The sequence below is a fragment of the Microcoleus sp. S13_C5 genome, assembly GCF_036700845.1.
Lineage (GTDB): Bacteria > Cyanobacteriota > Cyanobacteriia > Cyanobacteriales > Microcoleaceae > Microcoleus.
The window spans coordinates 1-10735 of sequence record NZ_JAUBPR010000173.1 but is presented as its reverse complement, the minus strand read 5'-3'; the positions used below and the strand labels follow the sequence as shown (position 1 = coordinate 10735).

The 10735-nt window shown below is 45.9% G+C and carries 11 protein-coding genes; 6 read left to right on the top strand and 5 right to left on the bottom strand.

Annotated features, from left to right (window positions below; genetic code table 11):
- Positions 1–22 precede the first annotated feature (22 nt).
- The 3 genes from QUA04_RS27115 (at position 23) to QUA04_RS27105 (ending at position 3097) form a co-directional block, all read left to right on the top strand.
- On the top strand, positions 23–160 hold the full coding sequence (locus QUA04_RS27115) for a CRISPR-associated protein Csx3 (RefSeq protein WP_333263149.1): 138 nt from the start codon (positions 23–25) through the stop codon (positions 158–160).
- A gap of 372 nt (positions 161–532) precedes the next feature.
- Positions 533–2227 carry a calcium-binding protein gene (locus QUA04_RS27110; protein WP_333263146.1) on the top strand — a complete coding sequence of 565 codons (1695 nt, stop codon included), beginning with the start codon at positions 533–535 and terminating at the stop codon, positions 2225–2227.
- Between the two features lie 234 nt (positions 2228–2461).
- Positions 2462–3097 carry a hypothetical protein gene (locus QUA04_RS27105; RefSeq protein ID WP_333263143.1) on the top strand — a complete coding sequence of 212 codons (636 nt, stop codon included), beginning with the start codon at positions 2462–2464 and terminating at the stop codon, positions 3095–3097.
- A gap of 137 nt (positions 3098–3234) precedes the next feature.
- On the opposite strand, the gene ureC is transcribed toward QUA04_RS27105, so the two are convergent.
- From ureC to QUA04_RS27080, 5 genes are all read right to left on the bottom strand, one after another.
- Positions 3235–4959, bottom strand: a complete 1725-nt coding sequence (ureC, locus tag QUA04_RS27100; protein ID WP_333263141.1) for an urease subunit alpha — start codon at positions 4957–4959, stop codon at positions 3235–3237.
- Between the two features lie 177 nt (positions 4960–5136).
- The gene (locus tag QUA04_RS27095; protein ID WP_333263138.1) at positions 5137–6264 is read right to left on the bottom strand and encodes a glycosyltransferase family 61 protein; all 1128 of its coding nucleotides are present in this window, start codon (positions 6262–6264) and stop codon (positions 5137–5139) included.
- A gap of 332 nt (positions 6265–6596) precedes the next feature.
- Complete coding sequence (locus QUA04_RS27090) at positions 6597–6914, bottom strand: urease subunit beta (protein WP_333263136.1); 318 nt, start codon at positions 6912–6914, stop codon at positions 6597–6599.
- A gap of 33 nt (positions 6915–6947) precedes the next feature.
- Positions 6948–7250 carry an urease subunit gamma gene (gene ureA, locus QUA04_RS27085; RefSeq protein ID WP_015179363.1) on the bottom strand — a complete coding sequence of 101 codons (303 nt, stop codon included), beginning with the start codon at positions 7248–7250 and terminating at the stop codon, positions 6948–6950.
- A gap of 162 nt (positions 7251–7412) precedes the next feature.
- On the bottom strand, positions 7413–8288 hold the full coding sequence (locus tag QUA04_RS27080) for an urease accessory protein UreD (protein WP_333263134.1): 876 nt from the start codon (positions 8286–8288) through the stop codon (positions 7413–7415).
- A gap of 203 nt (positions 8289–8491) precedes the next feature.
- Between QUA04_RS27080 and fmdA the strand changes: the two genes are divergently transcribed.
- The 3 genes from fmdA to QUA04_RS27065 all read left to right on the top strand — a co-directional run bounded on the left by fmdA (position 8492) and on the right by QUA04_RS27065 (position 10684).
- The gene (fmdA, locus tag QUA04_RS27075) at positions 8492–9667 is read left to right on the top strand and encodes a formamidase (RefSeq protein WP_333263132.1); all 1176 of its coding nucleotides are present in this window, start codon (positions 8492–8494) and stop codon (positions 9665–9667) included.
- A gap of 162 nt (positions 9668–9829) precedes the next feature.
- The gene (locus QUA04_RS27070; RefSeq protein ID WP_333263129.1) at positions 9830–10093 is read left to right on the top strand and encodes a zinc ribbon domain-containing protein; all 264 of its coding nucleotides are present in this window, start codon (positions 9830–9832) and stop codon (positions 10091–10093) included.
- A 261-nt stretch (positions 10094–10354) separates the two neighbouring features.
- Positions 10355–10684: a type IIL restriction-modification enzyme MmeI gene (locus QUA04_RS27065; RefSeq protein ID WP_333263127.1), complete on the top strand. Its 330-nt coding sequence runs from the start codon at positions 10355–10357 to the stop codon at positions 10682–10684.
- Positions 10685–10735: the final 51 nt, after the last annotated feature.

The following is a 10735-nucleotide window of genomic DNA, read 5'->3' as shown; positions in this document are numbered from 1 at the left end:
TAAAAATATTGCTCTCTCATCTTTGGACCAAATAATCTGTATTTTAAAAGACCAAATTAGATGCGCTTACCCTGGATTAGAAGGTGCGGTGGTAGTAGCGACGCACAAGCACGAGGTATCAGTTGGACAGGTATTAAAATTGAGTTTACCGAGCGATTAAAACTCTCCTGAGTTTTAGGTGATAATAAATAAAAATAAAACTTGCTTGGATGGGGGCATTTTACCTGCGTTAGCGACACGCTAACTACTGTTTCCACCACAAATCCAGGAGAGTCGCGATTAAATTAGAGCGTGTTGAGTGAAGGGTCCGAACTATTGTGCACCAAACTATCCAGCTATGAATGCCGATCCAGAAATGCAAGTCTTGAACAGGCAGGATGCCTGTGCCACAATAATATAATTTTTGGAGAAGTCTATTCAGAAACATTAGTCGATCGCCCTACAAGCGCGCGAATCTTTTTTGTCAGAAGCTTCGGGCGATCGACAAAACACTCGTAAATTTAGCAAATTTGCAATTTTAGTGTGAGGACTTATGACTATTACTCGCGTCTCTGTAGACTCAGCAGGCAATCAGGCGAACGGATTCTCCAACGCTTACTCCATCTCAGCCAACGGGCGGTTTGTGGCGTTTCAATCTCAGGCATCCAACCTCGTGCCGGGAGACACCAACAATAAAAACGACATCTTCGTGCGGGACTTGTCAACCAATACTACCACCCGCGTCTCTGTAGATTCAGCAGGCATTCAGGGAAACAACGACTCCTTCAATCCCTCAATCTCAGCCGACGGGAGGTTTGTGGCGTTTGCATCTTTTTCCAACCTAGTGCCGGAGGATACTAACAATACCAGCGACATCTTCGTGCGGGACTTGTTAACCAATACCACCACCCGCGTCTCTGTAGACTCAGCAGGCAATCAGGGGAACTCCTTGTCCAACAATTCCGCCATCTCTGCCGACGGGCGGTTTGTGGCGTTTCAATCTTATGCCTCCAACCTAGTGCCGGGAGACACGAACAATCGGTTCGACATCTTCGTGCGGGACTTGTCAACCAATACCACCACCCGGGCCTCTGTAGACTCAGCAGGCAATCAGGGTAACAGCGACTCCCTCACCCCCTCCATCTCCGCCGACGGGCGGTTTGTGGCGTTTACTTCTTTTGCCTCTAACCGATTGGGAGAGACGAACAATCGCGACGACATCTTCGTGCGGGACTTGTTAACCAATACCACCACCCGCGTCTCTGTAGACTCAGCAGGCAATCCGGGGAACAGCGACTCCTCCAGTCCGTCCATCTCAGCCGACGGGCGGTTTGTGGCGTTTCAATCTCAGGCATCCAACCTAGTGCCGGGAGACACTAACAATTTTTTTAACCAAGCTAAGATCTTCGTGCGGGACTTGTCAACTAATACTACCACCCGCGTCTCTGTAAACTCAGCAGGCATTCAGGGGGACGAAAACTCCTTCAACCCCTCCATCTCCGCCGACGGGCGGTTTGTGGCGTTTACTTCTCGTTCCTCCAACCTCGTGCCGGGAGACACTAACAATAAACAGGACATCTTCGTGCGGGACTTGTCAACCAATACTACCACCCGCGTCTCTGTAGATTCAGGAGGCGATCGGGGTCAGTATGACGACGCGTTATTTGGGCCCTTAATATCAGCCGACGGGCGGTTTGTGGCGTTTGCATCTGGTGCATCCAACCTCGTGCCGGGGGATACCAACAATACCACCGACATCTTTGTTTCTGACACCAGCAACACTTCAGGCGGCATCAATAACCCTCCAAACCTCATCAACGGCACTCCAGGCAACGACGTGATCACTGGCACTCCAGGCAACGACACCATCAACGGTTTGGCAGGCGATGACGTGCTGACTGGTTTGCGGGGCAACGATATCATCAATGGTGGCGACGGCAGCGATAACCTGTCTGGGGGAAAAGGTTTTGACACCCTCAACGGCGGCTTGGGCAACGATATTCTAGTCGGCGGCGCGGGCAACGATGTATTTGTTTTAGGTGTGGGATTGGGAGTTGATACAATTTCTGATTTCACCAACTCTCAAGATACCGTGCAATTGATTGGCGGCTTAACTTTCGGACAGCTATCAATTTCGGCTGGAACTAACGGCACATTAATTACAGTAGCCAGCAGCGGTGAAGTTTTAGCTGCTTTGACAGGCGTTGCTCCCAACTTGATCGGCCCTGAAGATTTCGTCTCTGTTTAAATTAAATATCTGTCGATTCTCAATTGCCTGCTGTAGAAACACAGCACTGCTTTGTCCTTTCACCGAATATCTCACCTTTACTCAAAGAACACGATCGGCACTTACGCACTCCGACAGAGAAACCGGGTTTTTTACCAAATCTGGGGGTTACAACCCAGTATTTTCGTAAAAAACCCGGTTTCTGAACCCCCGTACACAAGCCCTAGTAAAAAATGTTTTAACGCGCAATATACTGTGGTTAGTTCTTACTTATTAATTCGGGCAAGTTACAGAAAAGTGTTGTTTTTCAACGATGTAACTTTTGTTTTGGTAGGGCTAGTGACGGCGTGTCTGAGTTTGTTCGGTTATTCAGTAAAAGGGTTATTTTTGCCGCCTTGCTCTGCCACATATCCGGGTGCAGGTTTCTTTTTATTGGCGTTTAAAATGTTATTTTATTGGTCGGTAATGGTGTGCGCTTTTACTTTTGGATTGCTGAGAATTATTCAACCTCAGCGCCAAGAAAATCGATTTATTTTATATTCGGCACTGTTTGCAGGTTGCTTTCTGTTCAATGAAGTTTTTCGCACCCACGTTCATCTGCGACGTGCGGGTTTTCCGAAAGTGACAATTGTCATATTTTACGCCTGGGTGGCAATTGCATACGGATTAGCTTTTCGGAGGCTAATTAGCTCGACTCCCTATGCTTTACTGCTGAATGGCGTTGGTTTGTTATTTGTTGCCTTTTTTGCAGAAGCGCTGCCGTTAAAAAACGAGATTGTTTCGAGCTTGCTGGAGGGAATACCGAAGCTATTGAGCGGGATTAATATTGCACTTTATTTTTGGTTTTTGTGTCAGGGTTTGATAGTGCGATCGCTCAATTTATCCAAATAAAATTATATTCAGAATACTTGCTTCACTTCCTGCGAACACAAGGACATTTTACTTGTTATAAATTACGCTCATCAACCCGGTTTTTACGAGAAATAAGAGGTTAATGAGCGAATCACCTATTTACAACAGATTTAGCATCAAAACAAAAAGTATCGCTGCGCCATTGGCAAAACTGTTGCCGGTTCGCAAGTTAACAATTCCCCATCCGCCCTGACTTCATAAGTTTCTGGATCGACTTCCATTTGTGGCAAATAATCGTTGAGTTTCATGTCTCTTTTGCTAATTTGTCGGATCCCGGAAACTGCTACAGTGGGCTTTTGCAAACCGAGCTGTGCGGCAATATCTCGATCGCGCGCAGCTTGGGAAACAAACGTCAGACAAGTCGCCCCAATCGCACCGCCAAAACTGCCAAACATCGGCCGCATATGCACCGGTTGCGGCGTCGGAATGCTGGCGTTAGCATCTCCCATCTGCCCGTAGGCGATCGCCCCTCCTTTAATTACCAGTTCCGGTTTCACCCCAAAAAAAGCCGGCCGCCACAAACACAAATCCGCCAACTTTCCCTCTTCCACCGAACCGACAAACTGACTAATTCCGTGAGTAATCGCCGGATTAATTGTATATTTCGCAATGTACCGCTTCACCCGAAAATTATCATTTTCTCCCTCTGTGGAACGGGCATCTTGCCCGTCCAAAATTCCCCTTTGAACCTTCATTTTATGTGCCGTTTGCCAACTCCGAATAATCACCTCTCCCACTCTCCCCATCGCCTGAGAATCAGAAGAAATCATACTAAACGCCCCTAAATCGTGCAAAATATCCTCAGCAGCAATAGTTTCCCTTCTAATTCTCGATTCAGCAAAAGCCACATCTTCAGGAATGCCTCGATCCAAATGGTGGCAAACCATCAACATATCTAAATGTTCTTCTAAAGTATTGACAGTGTAAGGGCGAGTCGGGTTAGTTGACGAGGGCAAAACATTAGCTTGTCCGCACACTTTGATAATATCCGGTGCGTGTCCGCCACCAGCACCTTCGGTGTGGTAAGTGTGAATAGCGCGATTTTTGAAAGCGGCAATTGTAGCTTCCACAAATCCCGCTTCATTGAGAGTATCGGTGTGAATTGCAACTTGCACATCGTACTCCTCAGCTACACTCAAACAAGTGTCGATCGTTGCTGGTGTAGTTCCCCAATCTTCGTGGAGTTTCAAACCCATTGCACCGGCAAAGATTTGTTCGACTAATCCTTGAGGTTGACTGCTATTTCCTTTACCTAAAAATCCTAGATTTACCGGGAAAGCGTCGGCAGCTTGCAGCATTCGGTACATATGCCAAGGCCCCGGAGTACAAGTTGTGGCGTTTGTACCCGTTGCAGGCCCTGTGCCACCGCCGATCATTGTCGTGATTCCAGAGGCGATCGCCACTTCAATTTGCTGGGGACAAATAAAGTGAATGTGAGCGTCAATTCCCCCAGCCGTGAGAATCATTCCTTCGCCCGCAATTACTTCAGTACCAGGCCCGATAATAATATCTACCCTATCTTGAATATAAGGATTTCCGGCTTTACCAATTTTGTAAATTTTGCCGTCTTTAATGCCGACATCTCCTTTGACAATTCCCCACCAGTCTAATATTAAAGCATTAGTAATTACCGTGTCAACAGCGCCGTCTGCATTAGAAATAGGCGACTGTCCCATGCCGTCGCGAATGACTTTGCCGCCGCCAAATTTAACTTCATCCCCGTAGGTTGTAAAGTCTTTTTCAACTTCTATGAATAATTCTGTATCGGCTAACCGGACGCGATCGCCCACAGTCGGCCCGAAGGTTTCCGCGTAAGCGCGGCGATCCATTCTGTAACTCATGCTCGCTCCTAATATTAATAAATCTTTAGTTAGCAGTTGAGACCCACTTGAATTATAGTATGTAACAAGTTCTTCAATCTGAAACCGTAAAAAAATACAACATTAGGCAAGCTTTAAAACCCCGATAGGCATCACTTATTGCCAATCGAAAATCTAAAATGCTATGAAGGGGCAAATTTACTCCAGCATTTTCTGGATTTCCCTTTTCAAAATCTCCACCTCCACCGTCATATCCATGCCAATGAAACTCCAATCTTCCGGTACATTGTTGTCATCAACCATACGAGAGTATTCTAATCCCAATAGCTGACAAATGTAATAGAAATATGGCGGAGTGTACCCTCCATAAAAGAATTCCAATACTTTCGTTCCCGGCTGACACCACAGCAAATTTGTAAAACCAGCCCCGTGAGGGCCGACAACCACCGCCGCTTCTGCAAACAGACGAATTTGTTCATCAACAGTGCGCGAGATATCTTCCAAAATTTCAAAATCAAATTCTTTCAAAACCTCTCGCACTTGTACTTCATTTTTAACCTTGCGCCGGCCGCTTCTAGACAGATAAAGTTTTCTATAAGGCTTTACCTGTTCCTTAAGACAGAATTTTTTCCGCAAAAGTTCTATATCGTAAGGACTGGGAAAATACCAGTCTTGATTGTTTCCCACCACCACACTTTCTGCATGATATCCCGTATCTCTAGCCCGAGTGTCGATTAGTGAACTTTCAGGAATACCGAGTTTGGTCATAAAGCCCAACTCAAAATCTGTATGTCGTAAAGGATAACAAATTTTAGCTTCTTGCCAAATTTCCTTACCTAAAGCCTCCTCGATTCGACAAAGTTTAGCCAGCACAAAAATGATAAAATCATAATAACTACACCACAAATGCGACCAAGGAGCAACTACCAGCGGATAGGTAATTTGGTTAGGTTTGTAAGGCCATTCCAGAATGCCCGCACCGCTAATCCGAAAATCTAAGTCTAAAAGCAACTTGTTATTCAGCAGCGTGTTGCCAGAAGTACAAATAGTTAGAGAATTTATTTTTTGATTGAGGGAAACCTTCCAAACATAATCTGGGTCAAAAGATACGGTTTTTTCCGTGGCAAAAAACCGAGAAGGCACTTTGTTTACCGAGGTTAATGCGGGTATATTGATGGGTTCGTGCTGCTTTTTGTAAACGATGCTGTCATCTAACAATTTGATGCTGGTGCGCCGATCTAACGGGGTTCTCCAGACACGCCTTGATGTTTCCAGCAAGCTCTGCTTCAAGGTCTGTTTTATCTGGTCAACTAATTTTGGGTTCATCACGCACTTTTGCTGTATATCTTTGCAGTTTTAATAACCACGCTATATCCCGAACAGCAGATTGTAACTCGCTCAAAAGTTGGAGATTGCACTAACCAAAGAAAGACAGAAGGGACTTATACAGAAGGCACAGAAAAAGTTGTGAGATGGCTTTGTCACTCTTCAGGCATAGGGCTGGAAGTGATACCATGTTAGATTGGCGATTGCGGATGACTTATTACTATCATGGTGTGGATATTTCCTACAGTTGCATTCTTTTGGGAAACTGGCAGAAGTTTAAAGTTAAAAAGTTTCAAATTCCCAAATCAACAATCGTGAACGGTCATCTGGCTTCATACTTCAGCATCCAGATGACCGTTCACTCTTCCATTAAAGCCGTAGACTTGACGACTACCAACAAACGGCACTAATTGAACTTCCCTTTCATCTCCCGGTTCAAACCTGACTGCTGTACCTGCGGGGATATCCAACCGCATTCCTTTTGCTTGTTCTCGATTAAATTCTAAGGCTTCGTTTGCCTCATAAAAGTGATAGTGTGAACCAATTTGAATGGGTCGATCGCCTTTATTTCCTACCAGCAACCGCACCGTAGGGCGATCGGCATTTAATTTTATTTCGCCTGCTGAAACAATCATTTCTCCTGGAATCATCTTTTCCTCCTCTGAGCTTCTGTGGTTGATTTTTTAACGGATCGGATCGTGCACTGTTACCAACTTAGTTCCGTCAGGAAAAGTCGCCTCAACCTGGACTTCATGCACCATTTCGGGTATCCCTTCCATCACATCTTCCCGCGTCAGGAGAGTTGTTCCGTAACTCATTAAATCTGCGACGGTGAGGCCATCTCTTGCTCCTTCTAAAATGGCTGCTGAAATGTAGGCTAGTGCTTCTGGATAGTTTAATTTTAAACCTCTTTGTTTCCGGCGCTCTGCTACCAGGGCGGCGGTAAAAATCAGCAGTTTGTCTTTTTCTTGGGGGGTGAGTTGCATTTTTATTCTTGTAAGTGCGATCGCATTATTTGGTTATGATATCGTTTACGGTTGTTGCTGAATGATTAAACCGCAAAGGGCGCTGAGGGCGCTGAGGAAGAGAAGAGAGAGATGAATAATCTAGTTAGGAGGGCAACTATACATTGAAACTCAAAGATCATCCTATTTTATCCAAACTCTGGGCCAACAGCAAGGGCGTTCTGAAAAAGATAAGCGCAGCAAGTGCCAAATGCTGACAAACCAGTCTCTCGCTGCGGTGGTGGATGTACCGCGATATCGGCACAGCAAACCGTTAGGAATACGAGTCACGCCGACGGTGGAATTACCTGGATAAATGGTTGCCTCCGATGGCAAATCTCGCACTTTTTCCACGAGCACTGTGGTGACGGGTTCGCCTACCCAAGCGAGGGTGGCGACTACGGGTTTTCCTGCGAGACCGTGAGGACTTTCGAGCATTTTTTCTCCACCTTTGAGCAATTGTCTGTCAATCCATAAAGGGCTGTTTTGTTGCCAGATTTCGGTGTGCGAGATCCATTCTCCCGACAAGAACTTTTCGCCCCTAGCACTGCGTCCAAATCTGGTAATTTCCCACAGTAAAATCATCGCTGTTGGTGCTAATTCTACCCGCAAATTTTGCCGATATATTGCGCCGTCAAAAACTATTGTTTCCTGTGGCAGCCATTCTAAATTAGCACCTATATCTAGCTGAATGTCAATATTTTGTTGTGATTCTAGCCCGCTGCTGCGATAGATTTTACCAGCGGCGGCCGTGGTAATTAAGGCTTTGGCGTTGGGTTGGAGGTGAAAATGGCTGGAAAGTCGATCGCCCCCGACAACTCCGCCAGCCGTGTGCAAGATGACGCTGTGACAAACGTCTTTCCCTTCAGGATAAAACGGGCGCTGCACCTTGAGGGGCGCTTGCATTTGATTGTGAATTATTTGAGTTGAGCCGCTGCGGTTAGCGTAGACTAAATTGAGGTGTCCGTGCCATCCATTTTCAACTTGATCTATATGTTGTTTGGTCAAATTTTCAGTCACTAATTTTTCAATTTAAAAACATTCCCAATCAAAAACATACCACGACTGCGGCGCTGCCCAGCAATTAGTTAAATAATGATAATCGTTATCTGAAATAATTTTGGTTTCTGCGCTTATTAGTATAATAACTTACATTTATCAACCATCAGATCGGCGAAGATGCGCGTACCATGTAAAAATCAGTAACTAGAGGAGTGCAGAATATGCCTCAAGTTCTCTTCAAAGTTGACTTGACCAAACCGATGTCCGAACAGGAATTAGTCGGTCACAATCGCTGGCATCCAGATATTCCAGCAGTAGTTTCCGTCAATCCCGGCGATGTATTTCGCATCGAGTGTAAAGACTGGACAGACGGACAAATTAAAAATGACGACAGTCCCGACGACATTCGCGATGTAGACTTAACAGTAGTTCACGTTTTGAGCGGGCCAATTTACGTTAACGGCGCGCAGCCAGGGGATATTCTAGTAGTCGATATCCTCGATATCGGGGCTTTGCAAGGGGACGAATGGGGTTTTACGGGAATTTTTGCTAAAGAAAACGGCGGCGGTTTCTTGACCGAACATTTTCCGACTGCTGCTAAAGCAATTTGGGATTTTCAGGGAATTTATACCGCTTCCCGGCACATACCAAAAGTCAGGTTTGCTGGGATTACTCATCCGGGTTTAATCGGCTGCGCTCCTTCTCAGGAATTGTTGAATAAATGGAACAAACGGGAAGCGGAATTAGTAGCAACAAATCCCGACAGAGTGCCGCCTTTAGCAGCGCTGCCGAACCCCAAGAATGCTGTTTTGGGGTCGCTGCAAGGGGCAGAATTCGAGCGAGTGGCGGCAGAAGCGGCGCGCACTGTTCCTCCCCGCGAACACGGCGGCAATTGCGATATTAAAAACCTGTCCCGGGGTTCGAGAATTTACTTCCCGGTTTATGTCGAAGGCGCGAAACTTTCGATGGGAGATATTCACTTTTCTCAAGGAGACGGGGAGATTTCATTCTGCGGGGCAATTGAAATGTCAGGGTACATCGACCTCCACGTTGATATTATCAAAGGTGGCATGGATAAATACGCGATGGTCAACCCGATTTTCAAACCCGGGCCGGTGGAACCCCGCTATTCTGAGTACCTCGTTTTTGAAGGGATTTCTGTTGATGAGTTTACGGGTCAGCAGTATTATATGGATGCCCACGTTGCTTATCGACGAGCTTGTTTGAATGCGATTGAATATTTGAAAAAGTTTGGTTTTACCGGAGAACAAGCGTATTTGCTGTTAAGCTGTGCTCCTGTTGAGGGTCGCATCAGCGGCATTGTGGATATTCCCAATGCTTGCTGCACTATTGCTTTACCGACAGAAATTTTCCAGATGGATATTCTGCCGTCTTAATTACAGGATTTACGCACAGATTCGCTTTTGTAGGGTGCGCCGAAGCGCACCTTGCCCCCACAAATAGTGGAAAAATTTCTTTCTTGCGTAAGTCCTAAATTAGTAGGGCGGGTGCGGCCCGCCGCCTAGTCCTTGCATCCAAATTTACCATCAAAAATTGATATGCCTCTTTACGATTTTAAGTGTGAAACTTGCGGCATTTTTGATAAGTGGCGCCCTCTTGCAGAAGCAGATACACCGGTGCTTTGCCCGAATTGCGAAACTGTTGCTAAACGCATCTTTTCGCCGCCGATGATTCTAACTGGAAAGCTGCGGTTGAAAGGTCAAGAAAATCGGGAACCGCAGGTAGTTAAGCGTTCTGAGGAAGCAAAACCGCAGCGGAATCGTGAACACCGAGGGGGACGACCTTGGATGATCGGTCACTGATGCACTCCGGCAGTCAGGCAGGGGTTTCAACCCCTGCCTCAAAGCTGAAGTCCTCTAAAAGAGGACTGTAAAGTTAGTATTTCAGTCGGTTTCAACCGACTTTTGCTATTAGACAGGGACTTAAGTCCCTGGCGGGCCAAGGAAGTATGAATCAATTCTACTCTCTTTAAAAAAGGCTAGGGAGTATCGAAATTTTAAGCGATCGCTGCGTAACTTCTAACCAGATTATACTAATTAATATGCTTTTTAAATTATCCTCCCATGCCAGCCACCCCTGAAAGCCTCCAGAAATTCGTCACCTACTGCCAGCAACACATTACAGGTGATGAAAAAGGACAAGCACAAGTATTTTTAGACCGCTTTTTTCGGGCTTTCGGCCACGAGGGGGCATTAGAAGCAGGCGCAACCTATGAGGAACGCATAGAGAAAAGTAGCAAAAAAGGTCAAATGGGATTTGCTGATTTGGTGTGGAAAAAGCACGTTTTGATTGAAATGAAAAAGCGCGGTGAAGATTTGACTAAAAGAGAACACCGCACCCAAACAGAACGCTATTATATTCGCCTCAAAAAAGGTAGAAGTTCACGGGGTTAGCGTGGCACAAGAGAAGGAGGAATCCGACCAGAACGAGTACTCAAGACAGAT

What these genes read in the sequence shown, in the direction of transcription:
- QUA04_RS27110 (WP_333263146.1), top strand. Translation starts at nt 533, where the DNA reads ATGACTATTACTCGCGTCTCTGTAGACTCAGCAGGCAATCAGGCGAAC.
- ureC (WP_333263141.1), bottom strand. Translation starts at nt 4,959, where the DNA reads ATGAGTTACAGAATGGATCGCCGCGCTTACGCGGAAACCTTCGGGCCG.
- QUA04_RS27095 (WP_333263138.1), bottom strand. Translation starts at nt 6,264, where the DNA reads ATGAACCCAAAATTAGTTGACCAGATAAAACAGACCTTGAAGCAGAGC.
- QUA04_RS27090 (WP_333263136.1), bottom strand. Translation starts at nt 6,914, where the DNA reads ATGATTCCAGGAGAAATGATTGTTTCAGCAGGCGAAATAAAATTAAAT.
- ureA (WP_015179363.1), bottom strand. Translation starts at nt 7,250, where the DNA reads ATGCAACTCACCCCCCAAGAAAAAGACAAACTGCTGATTTTTACCGCC.
- fmdA (WP_333263132.1), top strand. Translation starts at nt 8,492, where the DNA reads ATGCCTCAAGTTCTCTTCAAAGTTGACTTGACCAAACCGATGTCCGAA.
- QUA04_RS27070 (WP_333263129.1), top strand. Translation starts at nt 9,830, where the DNA reads ATGCCTCTTTACGATTTTAAGTGTGAAACTTGCGGCATTTTTGATAAG.
- QUA04_RS27065 (WP_333263127.1), top strand. Translation starts at nt 10,355, where the DNA reads ATGCCAGCCACCCCTGAAAGCCTCCAGAAATTCGTCACCTACTGCCAG.